General features: G+C 72.9%; 14 protein-coding genes. 5 read left to right on the forward strand and 9 right to left on the reverse strand.

Annotated features, from left to right (window positions below):
* The 3 genes from A4V12_RS11285 to A4V12_RS11295 all read right to left on the reverse strand — a co-directional run.
* Positions 1-1,521, reverse strand: a 1,521-nt coding sequence (locus tag A4V12_RS11285) for an acetyl-CoA carboxylase biotin carboxylase subunit (RefSeq protein WP_064069218.1), incomplete at its 3' end; no start/stop codon positions are given.
* A complete protein-coding gene (locus A4V12_RS11290) occupies positions 1,514-2,722 on the reverse strand; it encodes a sensor histidine kinase (protein WP_064069161.1) in 1,209 nt (402 codons plus the stop codon). The genes A4V12_RS11290 and A4V12_RS11285, both read right to left, overlap by 8 nt.
* On the reverse strand, positions 2,719-3,888 hold the full coding sequence (locus A4V12_RS11295) for an IS701 family transposase (RefSeq protein WP_159028850.1): 1,170 nt from the start codon (positions 3,886-3,888) through the stop codon (positions 2,719-2,721). Before A4V12_RS11295 ends, A4V12_RS11290 begins: the two co-directional genes overlap by 4 nt.
* A gap of 199 nt (positions 3,889-4,087) precedes the next feature.
* On the opposite strand from A4V12_RS11295, the gene A4V12_RS11300 reads away from it, so the two are divergent.
* Entirely contained in the window at positions 4,088-4,714 is a 627-nt protein-coding gene (locus A4V12_RS11300) for a TetR family transcriptional regulator (protein WP_159028851.1), read from the forward strand.
* A gap of 127 nt (positions 4,715-4,841) precedes the next feature.
* Here A4V12_RS11300 and A4V12_RS11305 read toward each other — a convergent pair whose 3' ends face one another.
* From A4V12_RS11305 to A4V12_RS11315, 3 genes are all read right to left on the reverse strand, one after another.
* Positions 4,842-5,615 (reverse strand): SDR family NAD(P)-dependent oxidoreductase, encoded by a 774-nt coding sequence (locus A4V12_RS11305; RefSeq protein WP_234372141.1) that lies wholly within the window; start codon positions 5,613-5,615, stop codon positions 4,842-4,844.
* A 68-nt stretch (positions 5,616-5,683) separates the two neighbouring features.
* Entirely contained in the window at positions 5,684-6,601 is a 918-nt protein-coding gene (locus tag A4V12_RS11310) for an NAD(P)H-binding protein (protein WP_064069164.1), read from the reverse strand.
* Positions 6,598-7,236, reverse strand: a complete 639-nt coding sequence (locus tag A4V12_RS11315; RefSeq protein WP_064069165.1) for a ScbR family autoregulator-binding transcription factor — start codon at positions 7,234-7,236, stop codon at positions 6,598-6,600. The genes A4V12_RS11310 and A4V12_RS11315 overlap by 4 nt, the downstream gene beginning before the upstream one ends.
* Positions 7,237-7,399: 163 nt before the next feature.
* Here A4V12_RS11315 and A4V12_RS11320 point away from each other — a divergent pair, with 163 nt between their 5' ends.
* The gene (locus A4V12_RS11320; protein WP_064069166.1) at positions 7,400-8,284 is read left to right on the forward strand and encodes a ScbA/BarX family gamma-butyrolactone biosynthesis protein; all 885 of its coding nucleotides are present in this window, start codon (positions 7,400-7,402) and stop codon (positions 8,282-8,284) included.
* A 208-nt stretch (positions 8,285-8,492) separates the two neighbouring features.
* Here the strand turns inward: A4V12_RS11320 and A4V12_RS11325 are convergent, their stop codons facing one another.
* From A4V12_RS11325 to A4V12_RS11335, 3 genes are all read right to left on the reverse strand, one after another.
* Positions 8,493-13,331, reverse strand: a complete 4,839-nt coding sequence (locus A4V12_RS11325) for a DNA repair ATPase (protein WP_064069167.1) — start codon at positions 13,329-13,331, stop codon at positions 8,493-8,495.
* Between the two features lie 91 nt (positions 13,332-13,422).
* Positions 13,423-15,471: an SPFH domain-containing protein gene (locus tag A4V12_RS11330; RefSeq protein ID WP_064069168.1), complete on the reverse strand. Its 2,049-nt coding sequence runs from the start codon at positions 15,469-15,471 to the stop codon at positions 13,423-13,425.
* 50 nt (positions 15,472-15,521) lie between these two features.
* Positions 15,522-16,127, reverse strand: a complete 606-nt coding sequence (locus A4V12_RS11335) for a hypothetical protein (protein WP_064069169.1) — start codon at positions 16,125-16,127, stop codon at positions 15,522-15,524.
* 248 nt (positions 16,128-16,375) lie between these two features.
* Here A4V12_RS11335 and A4V12_RS11340 point away from each other — a divergent pair, with 248 nt between their 5' ends.
* From A4V12_RS11340 to nhaA, 3 genes are all read left to right on the forward strand, one after another.
* Positions 16,376-17,437, forward strand: coding sequence for a PucR family transcriptional regulator (locus A4V12_RS11340; protein ID WP_064069170.1), 1,062 nt, complete (start codon positions 16,376-16,378; stop codon positions 17,435-17,437).
* Between the two features lie 785 nt (positions 17,438-18,222).
* Positions 18,223-19,761, forward strand: coding sequence for an alanine/glycine:cation symporter family protein (locus A4V12_RS11345; protein WP_064069171.1), 1,539 nt, complete (start codon positions 18,223-18,225; stop codon positions 19,759-19,761).
* 259 nt (positions 19,762-20,020) lie between these two features.
* Positions 20,021-21,319 carry a Na+/H+ antiporter NhaA gene (nhaA, locus tag A4V12_RS11350; protein WP_064069172.1) on the forward strand — a complete coding sequence of 433 codons (1,299 nt, stop codon included), beginning with the start codon at positions 20,021-20,023 and terminating at the stop codon, positions 21,317-21,319.
* Positions 21,320-21,334: the final 15 nt, after the last annotated feature.

A 21,334-nucleotide genomic window follows, 5' to 3' on the forward strand; every position in this document is an offset into this window, starting at 1 on the left:
CTTCTTGGCGGCGCGTCGTTTGGGCTTGGCGCCGGCGGCGAGGCCGGTGCGGGCCAGGCTCATGCCCAGGGAGGACGGCAGGGAGACCTCCAGGCGCTTGCCGCCGACCTCGACGACGACGGTCTCCCGGCCGGGCTCGTCGTCGGTGTCGGTGTCGGCCGGAGCGGTGAAGGGCTTGATGTCGTTGACGAACTCCGTCTCGATCCACCGGGTGTGGACCCGGAACGGATCGGCGGTGAACGCCGGGTCGGCCACCACCGCACGGTGGAAGGGGATCGCGGTGGCCATGCCCTCGACCTGGAACTCCTCCAGCGCACGCGCCGCACGCTGCAACGCCTGCTCACGCGTCGCACCGGTGACCACCAGCTTGGCCAGCAGCGAGTCCCACGCCGGGCCGATCACACTGCCCGACTCCACACCGGCGTCCAGCCGCACACCCGGACCCGACGGCGGCGCGAAGGTGGTGACCGTGCCGGGCGCGGGCAGGAAGTTGCGGCCCGGGTCCTCACCGTTGATACGGAACTCGAAGGAGTGACCGCGCACCGGCGGGTCGTCGTAGCCCAGCTCCTCGCCGTCGGCGATACGGAACATCTCCCGCACCAGGTCGATGCCGGTCACCTCCTCGGTGACCGGGTGCTCGACCTGCAACCGGGTGTTGACCTCCAGGAAGGAGATCGTGCCGTCCATCCCGACGAGGAACTCCACCGTGCCGGCCCCCACGTAGCCGGCCTCCTTCAGGATCGCCTTCGACGCGGCGTACAGCTGCGCGTTCTGCTCGGCGGACAAAAACGGCGCGGGCGCCTCCTCGACCAGCTTCTGGTGCCGGCGCTGCAGCGAGCAGTCACGCGTGGAGACGACCACGACGTTGCCGTGCTTGTCGGCCAGGCACTGCGTCTCCACATGGCGGGGCTTGTCGAGGTAGCGCTCCACGAAGCACTCGCCCCGGCCGAAGGCCGCGACCGCCTCACGGACGGCGGAGTCGTACAGCTCGGGGACCTCCTCCAGGGTGCGGGCGACCTTCAGACCACGCCCGCCACCACCGAAAGCGGCCTTGATCGCGATCGGCAGGCCGTGCTCCTCGGCGAACGCCACGACCTCCTCCGCCCCGGCCACCGGGTCGGGAGTGCCGGCCACCAGCGGAGCACCGGCCCGCTGGGCGATGTGCCGGGCGGCGACCTTGTCACCCAGATCCCGGATGGCCTGCGGCGGCGGACCGATCCACGTCAGACCCGCGTCGATCACCGCCTGGGCGAACTCCGCGTTCTCCGACAGGAATCCGTACCCCGGGTGGACCCCGTCCGCCCCCGAGTCCGCCGCGGCCTGCAGCACCTTGGCCATGTCCAGATAACTGGCGGCCGGGGTGTCACCGCCCAGGGCGAACGCCTCGTCCGCCGCACGGACGTGCAGGGCGTCCCGATCCGGATCGGCGTAGACCGCCACGCTCCCGATCCCGGCGTCCCGGCAAGCACGGGCGACACGGACAGCGATTTCGCCACGGTTGGCGATGAGCACTTTATGCATGGCAACTCCGCTTCTCAGCAACCTGATGGGGGGTTCGTGGCACCGGCCGGTAGCGCGGCAGGTGGATGTCGACGCGCGTCCCGCTCCCGGGCGCGCTGCGGACGGCGAGCCGGCCGCCGACCGACTCCATGCGCTCGGACATCGCCCGCAGCCCGTGGGCGGGCCGGGAGGCGAGGGTGTGGGCCACGTCGAAGCCGGCGCCGTCGTCCTGTACGTGGGTGTGGGCCCAGCGGCGGGTGACGCGGGTGGTGACGACGACCCGGTGCGCCGAGGCGTGGACGATGGCGTTGAGCAGGGCCTCCCGCAGGACGAGGGCGAGTTCGCGGCGGAACAGCTCCGGGAGCCCCGTCTCGTCGCCGGTCATCGACCACTCCACGGTCACGCCCCGGGCCTCGCCGACGGCGCGTACGTCCTCGACCGCTCGGCGCAGGCCGGGCACGGGGGTGTTCCGGTGCAGCCCGGCGACGATCTCGCCGGCCCCGCGCGCGGCCCTTGCCAGGGCGGCCCGCACGGCAGCGGCGGCGGCCGGTGCGCTGCCGGACGGGGATTCGGGTGCGTCGGGCGCGCCCAGCGCTTCGAGGGCGTGGAGCGCGGCGGTCAGCGGGCCGCCGATCCGGTCGTGGACGTCCCGGGCGAGGGCCCGCCGCTCCTGCCACAGGTCCCGGGTCTCCGCCGTGCCGAGCGCGGCGGCGGTGAAGACCTCGCGGACGCCGGGCAGCACGGCACCGGCCCCGGCGCCGCTGCGGACGGCGCACTCGGCCAGCAGCAGCGAGGCCGCCAGCAGCCGGTCGGGCGCCAGGCTCGGGGCGCGGGGCGTGCCCGCCGGTGTGCCCGGTGCGGTGTCCCGCTCGCCGGTGAGCCGCCGTACGGCGCGGCGGGCAAGGCCCAGGAGGGCGTCGCGCTCCTCGTCGGCGCCGCCCGGCGGACCCTCGGGCGGGGCGTCCAGATGCTCCTCCAGCGCGTCCCGGAACAGTCGCAGCGTCTCCTCGGCCTGCCACCTGCCGAGCACGGCCCCGGCACCGCGTACCGCCGGCGTCCCGCGTACGGCCGGCGTCCCGCGTACCGCCGGGGCGGTCACGGCGGCGCGGCTGAGGCCCTCCGTCAGGGCGGAGGCGAAGCGGTCGAAGGGGCCCCGGCCCACGGGGGCCCCGGAGCCGGCCGCCCGCTCCACCAGGGTCGCGGTGATCGACGTCCCGCTCACGCGGCCCGCACCTCCAGCCGCTCCGCGTGCCGCACGGCGTCCGCGCCGAGCGCCCGGTGGCCGTACGCCGCCGACACGAGCGTCATGTGGCGGTGCCAGCCCGGGTAGGAGCGGCCCTCGAAGTCCCGCAGCCCGCAGTCGTCGAGGCCCGTCAGGGTGGCCGGGTCGACCGCCGGGGCGCGGAAGAGCCCGGCGGCTTCGGCGAGGTGCCGGCCGTGCAGGGTGGTGAGCCAGAGGCGTTCGGGGGACCGTGCGCCGGGCGTCCGGGCGGCGACCAGCCGCAGGGGCCGGTCCGCCTCGGGCGTGCGCACGAGGGCGGGCAGCACGACCGGAGCGTCCGGCGCTCCGGTGCCCGGTGCCCGCGCCGGTCCGCGCAGTTGCCGGGCCAGGGTCCCGGCGGTCACCGCGACACCGCCGGCGGGCCCGGTCGCGGGGCGCCGGCCGGCGGTGGACGGCCCGGCCAGGACCGGGGTCGCGGCGGGTACCGAGACGGCCCAGTCGGTCCCGAGCGCGGTGAGCCCGCCGATCAGCTCGGCCGCCTCCGCGACGGTCTCGGCGTCGGCCACCACCGGGGCACCGCTGCCGCCGGCCGCCGCGGCCAGCTCCACCATCAGGCGGCCGGGCGAGCCGGCCCGTACGGTGTCGGGGATCCTCGCCCGGCGCCGCAGCGCCGTGTCGTCGAGCCACTCGTCGGGCAGGTGCAGCCGCCAGTCCACCGGGACGGCCGCGCCCCGCCCGGTCAGCAGGAACAGCCCGATGCCGAGCTGGCAGTTGAGGGTGCGCCCGGCGGCGGGGTCGAAGCGGCGGTGCACCCCGGCGGAGTACCGGCCGCGCTTGGGCAGCGTGACGCGGCCGAGCGCCCAGCCGCGTACCTCCGTGCGCTCGCGGCACCAGGACGTCAGCTCCGCGCGGACGTCGGTCCACGACCAGGTGCTCTCGTTGACCGCCTGGTGCAGGGACTGCGAGGCGGTGTACGAGGAGCACACCGCCCACCCCATCTTCCGTACCGACTTCTTGCCCGGTGTGGTCAGCAGTCCCGTCAGGTACGCACCGGCCCACCGGCGCTGGTCGGCGCGCGGCAGGCGGTGGAAGAGACGGTGGGTCAGTTCGTGGGCCGCCCCGTGCGCCATGGGCTCCCGCGCGGTCGTGTCCGGGCGGTCGGTCATGTCAGCTCCCCTCGTCGGCAGGCCGTATCGGTGAACGAGGAAAACCATAACGAACTCTCTCTATGTTTTTGAAGCGTGCATGTTCGGCCGGATGCGACTTCGGCATCTCGCCACCCGGACACGGACTTGCCAAGGACGTCGCGGATGCGGCTTCGGCCCAACTCCCGCCGAGCAGAAGCCCAGTAGCGTGCGAAGTCGCGTGGACGTAAGAGAAGACCGGCGAAGAAGAGAGGGTGACGACGTGGTCAAGCAGGAGCGGGCCCTGCTGACCCGTGAACGGCTGGTCCGGGCCGCGGCTGACGCGTTCGCCCGGGACGGCTACACGGGCACCTCATTGCAGGACATCTGCCGGAGCGCGGGCATCTCCATGGGCGCGCTCACCTTCCACTTCGCCAAGAAGAACGACCTGGCGGCGGCGGTCAAGGAGGCGGGCGTCGCGGTGACCCGGCACGCGGTGGAGCGCGCCCGGCGCGCCGCGCCGGACCCGCTGGCCGGTGTCGTCGCGGTCACCTGCGGGCTGGTCGACCTGCTGGCCCACGACAGCCGCGTACGGGCCGCCCAGTCACTGACCCACACCCTGCCGGTGTGGGACGAGGCGTGGGTCCCCCAGGTGCGGCTGCTCCTGGACGAGGCGGAGCGGCACGGCCTGCTGGCCCCGGGGGTCCGCGCCGAGACGCTGGTCCGCCTGGCGACCCACCTGGTCCACGGCGCGGCCGCCGCCCTGCTCACCCGTCCCCGCACCGACGGCGCGGCGGAACTCGCCCACCTGTGGGACCTGGTGATGGACGGCATCGGCACCCGCGCCCCCAGCCACTCCGCCTCCTGACGGCCGGCGCCCGGCCGCGATCCCGGCCCCCACCGCGGGACGCCCGCGGCCACCGCGGCCCACCGCGACCGACCGCCCCGCCCTTCCCCCCTCCGCCCTTCCCCCCTCCGCCCTTTCCCCCCGGCGACTAGATCGCGCTCCACCCGCCGTCCACGGGCATCGCGGCGCCCGTGAGGAAGGAGGAACGGTCGCTGCACAGCCAGGCCGCCGCCTGGGCCACCTCCCTCGGGTGGGCCATGCGCTTCTGTATGGCACGTGCGGTGAAACTGGCCTCCAGCTCCGGTACGTCCTGGAGCAGTTCGTCCATCAGCTCGGTACGCGTGCTGCCGACGACCAGGGCGTTGACCCGGATGCCGGACTCCCCGTACTCCATGGCGGCGGCCTTGGTCAGCCCCAGTACCGCGTGCTTGGCCGCGACGTAGGGGGCCACGGCGCCGGTGGCCACGATCCCGGCGGTGCTGGAGGTGTTGACGATGGCCCCGCCCGACCCGGCCTTGAGCATCGCGGGTATCTGGTGGCGCAGGCAGTTCCAGACACCCCGCACGTTCAGGTCCATCACACGGTCGTACACGTCCTCGTCCAGCTCGTGCAGCACCGTCCCGCCGGTCCCCCACCCGGCGTTGTTGAACGCCGCGTCCAGCGAGCCGAAGGTGTCGACCGCCGTGGCGACCGCACGCTCCACGTCCGCCGGACGCGTCACGTCACCGGCCGCGACGGCCACACGGGCCCCGGCCTCGGCGAGCGGCGCGGCCACCTCGGCGAGGGCGTCCCCCCTGCGGGCCATCAGCACGAGCGCGGCGCCCTCCTCCGCGAACAGCCGCGCGGCGGCGGCCCCGATCCCGCTGGAGGCCCCGGTGATCAGGACAGTACGGCCGTTCAGCATCCCCCGGTCAATGATCATGAAAGGCATTCAACTCCAGAGGCGCGACGGTGGAAACATGATCCACATCACGTCGGGCGGCCCCTCCGTCACATGGAGTCACCAGCGCCCGGCGCCGCCACGGGCGCGCCGCCGAACGCCTCCGCGTGCGCCCGCGCCCAGTCGGCGAAGCCGCGCGCGGGCCGCCCGGTGGCCTCGTGGACGCCGTCCGCGACCGCCGCCTTGGCGCCGTCCCGCTGCCGCCGGGCGCCCTCCAGGAGGACCTGGACGAGGTGTTCGGGCCAGCGGGCGCGCCACCGCTCCACGGCCTGCTCCTCCGTCAGCTCGACGAACTCCAGCCGCCTGCCGAGGACTTCGCCCAGCAGGTCGGTCTGCTCCCGGGGGGACAGCGGCTCGGGCCCGGTGAGGGCGTAGCTCCGCCCGGCGCACGCCGGGTCGAGGAGCGCCCGTACGGCCGCGTCGGCGACGTCGCGCGGGTCGACGCAGGCGTTGCGCCCCGATCCGTACAGCCCCCGGACGACGCCTTCCCGGCGTACGGAGCCGGCCCAGCCGAGCGCGTTGGACATGAACGCCCGCGGCCGCAGCAGCGTCCAGTCGAGCCCGGAGGCCCGCAGCCGCTCCTCGTTGTCGCGCTGCCAGCGCGTGAGCGGGTCCTGGGCGCCCGCGTCGAGGACGGCGAGGGCGGACAGCTTGACCACGCGGCGCACCCCGGCGGCGCGGGCGGCGGCGAGGACGTTCTCGTCGTGGTCGGGGCGGAGCGGGTCGCCGGTCACGACGAACACGGCGTCCGCGCCCCGCAGCGCCTCCCGCAGCGGCCCCGCCTCGCCGAAGTCGGCGGCGACGGCCCGCCCCGGCAGGCCGGCCCGTACGGCCTTGTCCGGATCGCGCACCAGGAGCCGCACCTCCGCCCCGCCGCCTGCGGCGAGCCCGTGCGCGACGAGCCGTCCGACGGTCCCGGTGGCCCCGGTGACGGCGACGACCGGCCGGGCGCCGGCGTCCCGCGTCACGCCCGCGCCCCCATCCGGCTGAGCCGCTCGCCACGGGCGACGCCGGCGTCGAAGTCCTGGGCGGTGCCGGGGGCCGCGATGCCGGGGAGCAGGCAGTCCCACATCTCCTTCACGCGCTGCGGCAGGCTCGCGCGGCTGTCCACCTGCCGCGAGTACAGCTGTACGCCGGTGCAGGCGCCCACCACGAACCGGGCGACGACCTCCGGGTCCACGCCCTCGCGCAGCTCCCCGAGGTCCCGCGCCTCGCGCAGGTACCCGGCCATCAGCTCGCGCCAGCTCTCGAAGGGCGCTCCGTCCGCGAAGCCCTCGTGCCCGAGCGACAGTTCCACGCCCGCCCGCAGCAGCGGGTCCACGCCGAGCTGGTGGGCCCACACCAGGGTGATGTCGACCAGGCGCTGGAGCCCCCGGGACTCCAGCAGCGGCTCGATGGTGTCCTGCTGCGCGTTCATGACGGCTTCGGCGAGGCCCTCCTTCGACCCGAAGTGGAAGTACAGGGCGCCCGCGGTCAGCCCGGCCCGCTTGAGGATCTTGTTGATGCCGGCGCCCGCGTAGCCGTGCTCGTCGAAGACCTCGGCGGCGGCTCGCATGAGCGCCAAACGGGTCTGAACAGCCCGTTCCTGCTTCGGCTGCCCCATGCGTTCACCCTCACTCTCTCGACATAAAAAAGAACGCCCTCTATATTACTGCCCATTGCCCGGCGCGCCAGCCCTATGCAGGACACCGTTTCGTCGCCATGCGCATCCCAGGGGGGAATTCGCGTTGTCCACGACCGCCAGCCACCAAGCACCGCTCACTTCGGTGCCTCAGCACCTCGTTCACAAGGACGACCCCGACCAGGTCTTCCTGACCGGCTACGAACAGACGGCCGACGACACCTTCGACGTCACCGCCGACTGGACCCGCGCCCACGCGCTCTTCCCGGAGCGCGAAGGGCACGACGATCCCATGCTGCTGGTGGAGACCGTCCGCCAGACGTTCCCGCTGCTGTGCCACCACGCCTTCGCAGTACCCCTGGGGCACCACCTGCTGTGGGAGGACTTCCGCTACAGCGCCGCCGTCCCGGCCCTCGCCGCGGACCCGGGCCACCCCACCGCACTGAACCTCGAAGTCACCTGCAAGGACGTGGTGCGCCGCGGCTCCAGAGCCGCCGCGCTCGAACTGCTCATCATCGTCCGGCGGGCCGGCATCCACCTCGGCACCGCGCGCACCCGGTTCACCGTCCAGGCCCCGGCGGTCTACCAGCGCCTGCGCCTGGGCCGCGGCGACGCCCGCACGATGATGGACAAGGCCCTCCCCCTCGCGCCGCCCGCGCCTCCGCGGGAGGTGGGCGCGAACACCTTCCACGACGTCGTCCTCTCCCCCACCCCCGCACCGCGCCGCTGGGACCTGCGCGTCGACGTCCACCACCCGCTCTTCTTCGACCACCCCGTCGACCACGCCCCGGGCATGCTCCTCATGGAAGCCGCCCGCCAGGCCGCCCAGGCCCTCTCCCGCCCGGGCACGGTCGTGGCGGCGGCCATGGACGTGGTCTTCCACCGCTACGTCGAACTCGACTCCCCGTGCCTCGTCGAAGCCCACCCGGTCCCCCACGACGCGACCGGCCGCGCCCGGGTCCTCGTGGTGATGCGCCAGGAGGAGGACGAGCGCTTCAGAGCCCTCGTCACCCTCGAAGAAACGGCCTGACCACCCGGGGAGACACCGCCGACCTGCCTCCCCACCCCCGGGCCCACCCATACCGGGCCTGGCTCACCCCGGGCCTGGCTCACCCCGGGCCCGGCCCACCCCGGGCCGCCCGCCACGGCGCCGGCGCCCCCGGCCGCCCTCCGTCACCCCTGCCCGGCGACGCCCGCCGGAAGGCCGGCCGCCGACACCCTCCCACGGGATCAGCGGCTCACCCTGCCACGGCCCCGGCGTCACCGGCGGTCCGGTCCGCCTCACGGCGGGACGGGCCGCCCGGTGGCCGGCCGGCGCCCGCGGCCCGGGTGATCGCACCCTCGAAGGCCGCCACCCGGTCGGCGAGCAGGCCGAGGGCGGCCACCGCCCGACCGAGGGCGTCGTCACCGGCGCCGCCCAGTGCCTGGGAGCGGACGTACGCGGAGGTCACGGCCTCCCACCGCACCCGCTGTTCCTCGGTGAGCGTGCCGCGCAGCGCGGCCAGCTTGAGCAGATTGGCCTCGGCGCCGCTGGTGAGGGTCTGGGCCTCGGCCGCGTAATGGTCGTCGACGACGGCGGCCAGTTCGCCGTCGTTCATGGCCGGGGAGACCCGTGCGGTGATCTTGTTCATGTTGCGGTACGAGCCCTGGAGCCGGAACGGCGGCTCCATGCGGCCGCTGTCGTCCTGGCCGGCGGAGGCGATGTGGGCGGCGTTGACCGCGAGGACCGTTTCCCGGGCCTTGAGCAGGTGGCGCAGCACGGCCAGGACCGGCTCCAGCTCGGCGGGCGCGTAGGGGTGGGCGAGCCGGTCGCGGCGGGCGGTGGCGTCCCCGGCGGCCATGTCCAGCAGCAGCTCCAGGTCGGCGCGCTCCCGTCCGGCGAGCGGGGCGAGGACCGGGTGGGAGGTCAGCGCGTTCTCGATGAAGCTTAGGGCGAAGGCGTTCTCCTTGCCCGTCAGGACGTCGCCGAGGTTCCAGACGTCGGCACGGTTGGCGAGCATGTCGGGTACGCGGAAGCGCTGTCCGGACTCGGTGTAGGGGTTGCCGGCCATGCAGACGGCGAAGCGCTTGCCGCGCAGGTCGCGGCCGTCCAGAGTGCGGGTGGCGTCGCACAGCGGCACGAATTTCTGGAGCAGCTCGGGCGAGGTGTGCTGGATGTCGTCCAGGTACAGCAGGACGTTGTTGCCCGCCGCCAGCGCGAAGTGGATCTTCTCCAGTTCGCGGCGGGCCTCGGCGTTCGGTGCCGCCTCCGGGTCGAGGGAGGTCACGTCGTGGCCGAGGGCGGGTCCGTCGACCTTGACCAGCAGCAGCCCGAGGCGGTCGGCGACGTACTCCATGAGGGTCGTCTTGCCGTACCCCGGCGGCGAGAGGAGCAGCAGCAGTCCGCCGGTGTCGGCGCGTCTGTCGGCACCCGTGGTGCCGATCTGCTTGGCGAGGTTGTCGCCGATCAGCGGCAGGTACACCTCGTCGACGAGGCGGCCCCGCACGAACGAGGACATGACGCGCGGCCGGTACTCGTCCAGGCGCAGTCGCCGTCGCTCGGCGGCCATGAGCGCGTTCCTGCGCTGCTGGTAGGCGCGGAACCCCGGAACCACCCGGTGGGCGAAGTCACCTGTCCTGGCCAGGTATTCGTCGAGGCGGAGGTGGAGAACGCCCCGGTCGATCCTCGGGTGCGTGCCGAGCAGTCCCTCCACACGGGCGGTCAGCGGGCAGTCCCCGTCGTGGCGGGACAGGTCCGGGCAGACCTCGGTCGCCACCGCTTCGGCGAGGTCGCCGGCGTCCACGTCCTCGCCGCAGGAGGCCGCGTACGCCAGGAGCCAGCCCTCCACCAGGCGCCGCGCGGCCGTCGCGTCCCCGTCGTCGAGGAGGGTGCGGACGTCCTCGGCGTACGGCGAGGAGCCCACCGCCCGGTGGAACTTCTCCAGCAGGGTGCGGGCGGACGGGCCGGTCGTGAAGGAGCCGCCGGCCGCCAGCTCCTCGACGAGGTACTCGGCCGCGCGACCGGTCAGGGCCCCGGCCTCCGCCAGCTCGCCGCACAGCGCTTCCAGGGCCGGCCCCGTGCCGAAGGTCTCCCTGGCCCGGACGAGCGACACGGCCGCACGCGTCCACGCCTCCCGGGCAGCGGCGGTCGTCCCGTGGGCCCAGAAGAGTTGGGCGGCGGCCCTGTCGGCGGCCGGGTACCGCAGCAGCCCGGCCCGCTCGTACAGCGGGAGCAGTACGGAAAGGATGGCGGCCGCGTCGTGATCGTGGACGCCCCGCTCGTAGCCCTCGTCGTAGGCGGCCTCGGCCGCCCGCCTGGTCAGGCAGGGCAGGTCGGCTCCGGCCAACGACCCGGCGCCGTGCTCGGACAGCAGCCGCGCGGCGAGGTGTTCGGCGCGGTAGACGCCGGCGTTCTCGGACGGCAGGACCTGCTCCCAGTAGGGGCGGGTGTCGGCGAAGCCTGGGTCGGTGACCGGACGGCGGTAGTCGGTGCCGGTCAGTGCGAAGGCCAGGCCGCCGTCCGGGTGCGGTACGAGCGTGAGCTCCGGCGGCCTGGTGTTGACGGCGAAGCGGTGGCTGCCCAGCCGGATGGTGTCGCCGCCGTCCGCGTACAGCTCGGCGCGGTCCCGCAGGGCACGCCCCGCCTCCTGGCGGGCGGCCCCCAACCGGCCCTCCAGCTCGTCGGCCCGCGCCTGGTCGCCGAGGTCGCGCAGTTCGGCGGCGGTGCGGCGGACCTTGTCCACCATCGGGTCGGAGGCGAAGCAGGTGTTGATCTCGTCGAGGCTGTCCAGGCCGGCCGCCCGGCGGGCGATCGTCTCCAGGACGCGGGAGGCCGAGGCGGCGAGGCGTTCGGCGCGCCGGGCGCGGGCGTCCTGGAGTGCCTGCTTGCGGCCTGCGAAGGCGTCATGGACCTCGGCGCGCTTGTCGGCGATCTCCGTGAGGAAGCCGTCGTGGTCGGCGAAGCGTGACTCCAGGTCGTCCAGCTGGAGCAGCAGCCGGGCGAGCTGCGCGTCACATGCCTCCGGGGTGTCGGCCGCGGCCAGGGCACCGGTGACGGACTGGGCGAGGAGGGCGAACTCGGTCGCGAACGCCGCCCGTCCCTCCTGGTCGAGGAGTTCACGGCGCCGGGCGGCGAGCAGAGCGCGTACGCGGTTCAGGCCACTCAGCACCTCGGCGATCCGCTCGAGAATGGCCGTACGGACGGTCGCGTCCCCGATGTCCAGGCCGGCGACCACCTCGGTGAGGGTCCGGAGGCGGTGGACCTGGGCGTCCAACCGCTCGGTGACCGTGGCCGCTTCGGCGGCCGTGGTGATCGCCCCGGCGTCGGCGGTGAGCCGTTCCACCTCCGCGTGCCGGCCGGTGAAGGCGTCGTCGCGCCGGAGGAAGGCGACCGCCCGCCGAGCGGTCGCGCCGATGTGCGTACCGGCCTCCTCGGCGAGCGCGTCGACGGCCGCGGTGTCCGCGTACCGCATCTCCTTGAGCGTCGCCAGGCGGCCCTGCGCACGGCGCAGTTCGGTGATGCGCTCGATCCACTCCTCGGCCGTGGCCGGTGCCTCACCGCGGACCCGCCGCACCAGCCGCCGGAGGTCCTCCCCGGCGCGGGTGAGGGCCTCGGCGGCCTGTGCGCGGAGCACGGTCACGGTCTCGAACTCGCGCAGTACCTGCTCCGCTGTCGCCCGGACCTCCTCCAGCGGTGCGCGCAGGTCGCCCGTCTCCGCGTCGCCCAGCCAGGGAAAGCGGTCGGCCGTCCGGGTGCAGGCGGCGACGAGCGCGGCGTACATCTCGCCGGTGGCGGTGGTCTCGGCGACCTGCCGGGCGATGGCCAGGCAGTCGGCGATGCCGTGTACCAGGTCGGCGTTGCCGATGCGGGCGAGCGGCCCGTCGCCCTCGGGGACGGCCCCGGACACGTACGGCGTCCGCCACAGCCGCACCGGGTGGACGCGTGCGGGCTCACCGGACTCGGCGCGCGGTGCGGCGAGCGTGCCGTCGTCGAGGAGCGCGTGACCACGGCACGCGATCGGGGTGGCGATCTCCTTGCGGATGAGGTTGTACGGCAGCAGGAGGGTGCGCCCCTCGGCGCCGGCGTGGAACACGTACAGCACGTCCTCGCCGTTGGGCGAGCGGACGGCCCGTTCGAACTCCAGGCCGGAGGTGTCGGTGTCGAAGGTCTTCACCGTGCCGGTGGCCAGGCAGTAGCCGCCGGGGAAGACGATGCCCTGGTCGTCGGGGAGGCGGCGGCACGACTGGCCGATGCCGTCCAGCCGGACCACGGACCTGGTGAGCGTGTGGAAGACCAGGTGGCGCCAGGTCTCCTCCTTGTAGGGGCGGACGCGCAGCAGGATCAGGACGCCGACGACCGCGTACGCCACCTCCGCGTCCGCCAGTGACTGCAGGGGCTCCTCGACCGGCTCGCTGTGGACGCCCTCGCCGGTCTCGGTGTCGTTCTCGGTCTTCACGGTGAGCGTGCCGCCGACCGTCGAGACGCAGACCGTGCCGCCGGCGACGGCGATGTGCGGGTGCCGCCCGAGGACGTGGTCGTCCCGGGTGGTCTCGGTCCACGTGAAGTCGTACGGGTCGGGGAGGACGTGGTCGCGCTCGCCGCGGGCGTCGAGGAACCGCACCTCGCCGGAGGGGGCGAGGGACCAACGCAGGACACGGATGTCCTCGGCCTGGGCCCCGGTGCGGAACACGGCGAGCAGCTTGCCGTCCACCTGCCGCAGCCGCAGCAGTCGCGCGCCCCGGTAGTAGCGGTGGAGCGCGTCGAACTCGGTGACGAAGGCGGGGTCGTCGAGCAGGCCGGGCACCGCGTCGTCCGGGAGCCGGTTCAGGTCGCGGTCGTGGAGGGCGAAGACGTCCTCCGGCGACGCCGCCTCGTACCCGGCGAGCAGCACGTCGCCGACCGCGACGACGTCCCGCGCCACGAGGTCCCGTTCCGTGCGGAGGTGGCCGGTGGCGGTGAGGGCGAGTCCGGTGGCGCCGAACGCGGCGACGCGGGCGTTGTTCAGGGCCTCGGCGCGGCGGGCCAGTTCGCCGGCCCGCGCGTCGAGGCGGTCGCGCAGTACCTCGTACGTACCGGCGTCCATCCCCGTCGTGTCCATGCTCTCCCGCTCCCTCGTGTGCGTGGTGGAAAGGGTCCGGAGCTGCCGCCCCCCGCGCGGCAGCTCCGGAGGTCTTCGGGACCTTGACCGGTCAGCTCTTGGTGGCGGCGCCGTTCAGGCCCGCGAGCTCGGCCACCGGCATGTCGGCCAGGCCCAGCTGCCGCGCCTTGCCGATCAGCTCGTCCAGCCGGCCCGACCCGGCCGGCATCAGCTTCATCAGCAGGGCGGACACGGTCAGGTTCTGTACGTCGGCGGTGGACACCGACCCGAGCACCTTCGTGACGTCCTCGGTGAAGGAGGCGGAGCCGTCCAGCCACGGCCCGGCCAGCGCCCGGGCGGTCTGCGAGCCGTCCATGAACCCGTCGACGCTCTTACCGAGGGAGATGGCCCCGACGATCCGGTCGAAGAAGGCCGACTCGCCCCCGACGATGTTGATGTCGGCGTTCTCCAGCCCGGTGGCGAGCACCGCGGCCTGCGCCTCGGCGACCTGGCGCTGGACGTCCAGCCCGGCCAGGCGGATGTCCTTCTCCGCCTCCAGCCGCAGCCGGTACTCCTCGTGCGTGCGGGACGCCTCGTCCAGGGCGGCCATCGCGGCGGCCTTCTCCGTGAGGCCCGCCGCCTCGGCCTTGAGCTTCTCTCCGACGGCGGTGGCCTCGGCCAGTGCCATCTCACGGGTACCGGCCGCCTCGGCACGCAGCCGGGCCTCGGTCGCTCCGGCCTCCGCGCGGCCGGCCTTCTCGATGGCGTCGGCCTCCTTCTCCCGCACCTGGACGGCGGCCAGGCCCTCGGCGGCGGCCTCGGCCTGGATGCCCTCGGCGAGGCGGACCTTCGCCCGGGCGTCCATGTCGGCGGCCTTGTGACGGGCCTCGGCCAGCGTCAGCTCCTCGGCCGCCCGGTGGACGGCGGCCTGCTCGGCGGCTTCGGCGGCCTTGATGTCCTTGACCAGCTGCTCCTGCGCCTCGGCTTCGGCGGCGATGACGACGGCCTGCCGCTTGCGCTCGGCCTCCTCGACCGCGCGGAGCTTCTTGATGGACTCCTCCTGCTCGGCCACCGTGCGGTCCACCGCGACCCGCTCACGGATCACCTCGGCGATCTCGCGGCGCTCTGCCTCGAGCTCCTTCTCGGCGGAGATCCGGGTCAGTCCGGTCTCCCGCTCCCTCGCGATCACTTCGAGCAGGCGGTCCTTCTCGATGCGCTCGTTCTCGACGGCGATGACCCGCTCACGGTTCTTCTGCGCGACGGCCACCTCACGGGCCTGGTTCTCGCGCTGGATGCCCAGCTGCTCCTCGGTCCTGAGGAACGCGCCCTGTGCGCGCAGCCGCTCCTCCTCGACCACCCGGGCGGTCTCGGCCTCCTCACGGGCCCGTACGGTGTCGATCTCCCGCTTCTGCTTGATCTCGGCGTCGGCCTGCCGGCGCTCCAGCTCCAGAATGGCTTCGCGGGCGTCGACGTTCTGCCGGGTGATCTCCTTCTCCTCCGTGCGCCGGAACTCGTTGGTACGCACGTGCTCGACGGCCGTCAGCTCGGTGATCTTCCGGATCCCCTGGGCGTCGAGGATGTTGGAGGCGTCCAGCTGGGCGAGCGGCGTCTGCTCCAGATGGTCGATCGCCGCGTCCTCCAGGCTGTAGCCGTTCAGATCGGTGCCGATGACCTGGATGATCCGGTCCCGGAACTCGTCGCGCTTGGTGTAGAGATCGGTGAAGTCCAGCTGCTTGCCGACCGTCTTCAGCGCCTCGGAGAACTTGGCGTTGAACAGTTCCTGCAGCGTGGCCTGGTCGCTGGCGCGGGCCGTGCCGATCGCCTGGGCGACCTTGATGACGTCCTCGACGGTCTTGTTGACGCGGACGAAGAACGAGATGCGGATGTCGGCGCGGATGTTGTCGCGGCAGATGAGACCGTCCCGGCCGGTGCGAGAGATGTCGATGGTCTTCACCGAGATGTCCATGACCTCGGCTTTGTGCAGAACCGGCAGGACGACCTGTCCGGTGAACGTGACGTCGACCTTCCGCATCTTCGACACGATCAGCGCTTTGCCCTGCTCCACTTTGCGGAACAGCCGGCTGATCACGAACAGCATGGCGACGGCGATGAGCAGGACGACGGCGACGAGCACGCCGATGCCCCAGGAGATGGCATCCATGAGGAATCCCCCGATAGAAGGGTGGGAGTTGAAGCGGGAGGGGCGGCGGGTCAGCCGCGGGGGTCCAGCGCCTTGTCGAAGGGCGTGACCCAGAAGAACGCGCCGGCGTCGTCGTACGCGTACAGCAGTCCCGTGCTGCCGAGTGCCAGCGGACCGCCGTCGTTCTGGCGGACCTGGACGACGGCGGTGGAGCCGTCCCGCGCGGCGACCTCGGCCTGGCCGAAGTCCGCGTCCACCCGCCCGGTGCGGATGGTGCAGGTCGACCCGACGAAGTCGTGCAGGGACGGCCCGGGTTCGTCGGGGAAGAGCTTGGCCAGGGGGCGCACGAGCGCCCGGGTCAGACGCCACGAGCCGAGGAGCGAGGCGCACAGCAGAGCGGCGCCGAGCAGATGGACCAGGGCGGACGGCCACCCCGCACGGGCGAGGAGCACGGACCCGGTCAGGCAGCCGAACCAGGACAGGGCGATCAGCAGTGACGCCGACACCGAGACGGGCACGCCGCCCAGGCCCAGCGCGCCGGCGTCGACGTCCGCGTCGAAGCTGTCCGTGCCGGCCGCGCCCACCGGTACCAGCAGCCAGAAACCGGCGACCACCACGAGAGCCGCGGTGAACAGCACCGTGGGGAACGTGGTGGCGGCCTGCCAGAACTCGTCCATGATGCGTCCCCCTTGCGTCGCCGGCGCGGCACGATGATTTCCGGGTTACGGCATCGGTCTGGTGCACCGGCCCCGGTCCGGTCATGCTGACAGGGCGGCACGCCGGTGCGCATTGCCGTCGTCCGGCAAGATTTACGCACCCTTGATGCCGGTGGCGGTCCCCCGGCCGAGCCGTGTCACCCTTGACGCCCACGCGCCGGGAAGCCGTGCGGGACCGTGCGGGACGCGTCAGGAATCAGGGAGGGGCCATGGCCGAGCAGGGCGGAGTCGAGCGGTATCTGGAGGGGTACGCCCGGATACTGGTCGGGGTCTGCGCCACCGGCCGGCGGCTGAACCGGGACGAGCTCGAAGCGCTGCGCGGGCAGGGCGAGCGGGCCGCCGAGGCCGGCATCGGGCTCCGCCTCCTGGTGCGCGCCCACCTCGCCGCCGCCCAGGACGTACGGGCGGACCTGCGTGGCACCGCCGCCGACCACCTGCTGTCCGCGGTGGAGCAGGCGGTGGACGCCTTCGCCGAGGGTCACGAGCGGGCGCAGCGCCTCGCGATCCGGCAGCAGGAGGCGGCCCGGCGCGAGTTCATCGACGACCTGCTCCACGGGCGCAGTGACGTCGGCCGCCTCGCCGAGCGGGCCGAGCGCTTCGGGCTGCTGCTGTCGCACGCCCACGCGGTCGCGGTGGCGCAGGGAGCGGAGCCGTACGACGACGGCTACTCCGTCACCCGCAGCGTGGAGTCGTCCCTCGCTGCTCGGTTCGGGGACCGCCGCATCCTGCTGACCACGAAGAACGGCCGGCTCATCTGCATCGCGCCGGGCGATCAGGCCGACGTCCTGAGCTTCTTCGCCAAGCAGGCGCACGCCGCGACCGACGGGGGCCGGGTGGCCATCGGCCGGGCCCATCCCGGAGTCGGTGGGGTCGTCCACTCCTACGAGGAGGCGCTCAACGCCCTGGACCTGGCGGAGCGCATGAACCTGGAGGACCCGGTGCTGCGCGCCGCCGACCTCCTCGTGTACCCGGTGCTCACCCGCGACCGGCAGGCCATGGCCGACCTGGTGCGCACGGTGCTCGGCCCGCTGAGGCAGGCCCGCGGCGGCGCCCAGCCGCTGATCGACACCCTCACCGCGTACTTCGACACCGGCTGCGTGGCGGCCGAGGCGGCCCGGCAGCTGTCGCTGAGCGTGCGGGCGATGACGTACCGGCTGGAGCGGATCCACCGTCTGACGGGCGCCGACCCGGGCAACCCGGTCGACCGCTACACGCTCCAGACCGCGGTCGTCGGCGCCCGGCTCCTGGACTGGCCGGCGCAGGATCTCTGAGCGGGCCCCGCGGTCGGCGGCACAGCTCGACGTCGGGTGCGGAACGGTGCGAGGACCGCTCGCCGATCACGGAAAGTCATGACCGCGAACAGGACAAAAAGGCTGTCCGCATCCATCGATTTCCGGCCGCGTCGACAGGCGGCATGACACCGTCCGCCGACGTCCACAGGGACGCCGCACGCAGGGGCTGTCGCCGTCCCGCACGCCACGACCTAGGCGCGTGCCGTTTCGACGCCTCATGGTGACCGTCACGGGTATCCCGCCGCACTGCCTCTCCCCGGCAGCGAAAAGGCCGATATGTTGCCGACCCCCGGCAAGGAAGCCTCTCCGACCGGCTCCCGGAGGGGTGAACGCACCCCACCCTTGCCGTCCGGCCGCGGCAAGCGCCCGGGAGTCGACCCGCACCCGGCGACCGGACGGCCGCACGTCGCGACCTCACCCGAGCACCCGATCGACCCGCGTCCGATGACCGGATCAGGCCATCCACATAACGGTCCGGTTTCGCTCGCTGGCACTTTCGAAAATTACTGACGGTTATGTGATCTGCGCCACTAAAGAGTGCGTAAAGGCCGTGGTAGAACTACGCAACTCCGCATACGGCACCACCCCTCGCCACACCGCGGAGCGGCCGGCACGCACCGGCAGCACGACCAGGGTGATCACGTACCGAGTCCGCGGTGCGCGAGCCCAGGGTCGCCGATCGGACAACGGCGTTCGCTCAAAGACCGCACATCTTCCCGGCGCATCCTCCCTTGCGCCGGTACTGCGCCATCGAGGTAACCACCGTGTCACTCGACTCCATCACCACGTCCGTCGACGAAGCCGTCAGCGGATTCTTCGAGCCCATAGCAACCTGGCTCGGGGAAATCGTCTTCTACTCCGTCCCCGTGGGCGGTACGGAACTGCCCCTCATCGTCGCCTGGCTCGTCGTCGCCGGCCTGGTCTTCACCGGTTGGTTCGGGCTGGTCCAGGTCCGCAAGTTCAAGCTCGCCGTCGACGTGGTGAGAGGGAAGTACGACGAGAAGGGGTCGGCCGGTGAGGTCAACCACTTCCAGGCGCTGACCGCAGCCGTCTCCGGCACCGTGGGCCTCGGCAACATCGCCGGTGTGGCCGTCGCCGTCTCCATCGGTGGCCCCGGCGCCACCTTCTGGATGATCCTCTGCGGCCTGCTCGGCATGGCCACCAAGTTCGTCGAGGTCACCCTGGGCGTGAAGTACCGCGAGGTGCACGCCGACGGCACCGTCTCCGGCGGACCGATGCACTACCTGCCCAAGGGCCTGGCCGAGCGCTTCGGCAAGAACGGCAAGACCTTCGGCAAGGTCCTCGCGGTCCTGGCCTCCTTCTTCGTGCTGTTCTTCGGCCTCTTCGGCGGCAACCTGTTCCAGGTCAACCAGTCCTACGCGCAGCTCGTCTCCGTCACCGGCGGCGAGGACGGCCTCATGGGCTCCTCCGCCGGCGCCCTGTTCTTCGGCATCCTGATCGCCGCACTCGTCGGCATCGTGCTGCTCGGCGGCATCCGCTCGATCGCCAACGTGACCAGCAAGCTCGTCCCCGCCATGGCCGGCATCTACATCGCCGCCTGCCTGGTCGTCATCCTGGTCCACGTCAGCGCCGTCCCGGCCGCCGTCACCACCATCATCGAAGGCGCCTTCAACCCCCAGGGCGTCGCCGGCGGTGTCCTCGGCGCGCTGATCATCGGCTTCAAGCGGGCCGCGTTCTCCAACGAGGCCGGTCTCGGCTCCGCCCCGATCGCCCACTCCGCGGTCAAGACCAAGCACCCCGCCAGCGAGGGCCTGGTCGCCCTGCTGGAGCCGTTCATCGACACCGTCGTCATCTGCACGATGACCGCGCTGACCATCGTCATCGCCAACCCGGCCAGCTATGTCGAGCTCCGTCAGGGCGGTGAGTCCATCGGCGGTGTCACCATCACCTCGGACGCCTTCGCCACCGTGCTGCCCTGGTTCCCGTACATCCTCACCCTCGCGGTGATGCTGTTCGCCATCTCCACGGTGCTGACCTGGGGCTACTACTGCATGAAGGCCTGGACGCACCTCTTCGGCCGCAGCCGGACCAGTGAGCTGACCTTCAAGGTCTTCTACACCCTGTTCGCGGTCGCGGGCTCCCTGCTGACGCTCCAGACCCTCATCGACATGGCCGACGCGGTGCTCTTCATGCTCGCCGTCATCAACATCATCGGCCTGTACCTCCTCGCCCCGGTCGTCAAGCGCGAGCTGAACTCCTTCCTCGAGTTCGTCCGCGCCCGCGACGCCGGTGAGATCACCGAGGACGACGAAGACCAGGAGTCGGTGAAGACCACCGTCTGACCGCCCCCGCGGCCCGGCTCCCGAGCGGGCCCGTACACACCTCGCGCCTTGGTGTGGACGGGCCCGCTCACCATGTCCGCAGACCGCATTCCAGCAGGTGAAACGGGGTATGGCGGGTCATCCGGCAGGCGGTTAGGGTGGAGGCAACGCGTCACGCCGCCTCTCCGGCGGCTCGTTCACGACGCGCGGTGTGCCGGGAAGTCTGGTCGGCGTCCTCGGGCTCGTATGCCCTCAAGCCGATCTCCTGGAGGCCCCGTCCATGGCTGCCGCCCCCCGCGAGCGTTCTCCCTTCCTCGGCCTGCTCCCCCTCCCGGAGCGCAACGCCGTGGCCCAGGCACTGCGGACCGAGACGGTCGGCGGGCTGGTGCTGCTCTCGGCAGCCGTGGTCGCGCTCGTGTGGGCGAACACCCCGTGGAGCGGCGTCTACGAGCAGATACGCGACTTCCACTTCGGCATACCGGCGCTCGGACTCGACCTCTCCGTGGAGCACTGGACCGCCGACGGACTGCTGGCCGTCTTCTTCCTGGTCGCCGGCATCGAGCTCAAGCGCGAACTGGTCGTCGGAGAGCTCCGCACGCCCGCCACGGCGGCCCTGCCGGTCGTCGCCGCGCTCTGCGGCATGGTCGTGCCCGCCGCCCTCTACTCCGCCACGGTCATGGCCGGCGGAGGCGGCCTGGAGGGCTGGGCCGTACCGATGGCCACCGACATCGCCTTCGCCCTCGCGGTCCTGGCGGTCCTCAGCACCCACCTGCCCGCCGCGCTCCGCGCCTTCCTGCTCACCCTCGCCGTCGTCGACGACCTCGGCGCCATCCTCATCATCGCGGTGTTCTTCACCAGCGACCTGAACTTCGCCGCGCTCGGCGGAGCCCTGGCCTGCCTGGCCGTCTTCTACGCCCTCCAGCGGTTCCGGGTGCGCGGCTGGTGGTGGTACGTCCCCCTCGGCGTCGTCACCTGGGCGCTGATGTACAACGGCGGCGTCCACGCCACCGTCGCCGGCGTCGCCATGGGCCTGATCCTCCGGACCACCCGCGACAAGGGCGAGACCGCCTCCCCCGCCGAGCGCACCTCCCACCTGCTGCACCCCTTCTCCGCGGGCGTCGCGGTGCCGCTGTTCGCCCTCTTCGCCGCCGGCGTCGGCGTCTCGGCCGCGTCCCTCGGCGAGGTGTTCACCCGGCCCGAGCCCCTCGGGGTGGTCGTCGGCCTCGTCGTGGGCAAGACGCTGGGCATCTTCGCCGGTACGTATCTGGCCGCGCGCTTCACCCGCGCCCGGCTCAATCCGGACCTGGCCTGGGCGGACGTCTTCGCCCTCGCCGTACTGGCCGGCATCGGCTTCACCGTGGCCCTGCTGATCGGCGAACTGGCCTTCCACGACCCGGCCACCACCGAACACGTCAAGGCCGCGGTCCTCGTCGGCTCCCTCATCGCCGCCGCCCTGGCGGCCCTCCTCATCAGGCGCCGCAACGGCGTCTACCGGCGCCTGTACGAGGAGGAGACCCGCGACGACGACCACGACGGCATCCCCGACATCTACCAGCGAGCCGACGCGGCCGAGCACTGACGGCGGGCCGTGGCA

It is taken from the genome of Streptomyces noursei (assembly GCF_001646665.1).
Lineage (GTDB): Bacteria > Actinomycetota > Actinomycetes > Streptomycetales > Streptomycetaceae > Streptomyces > Streptomyces lavendulocolor.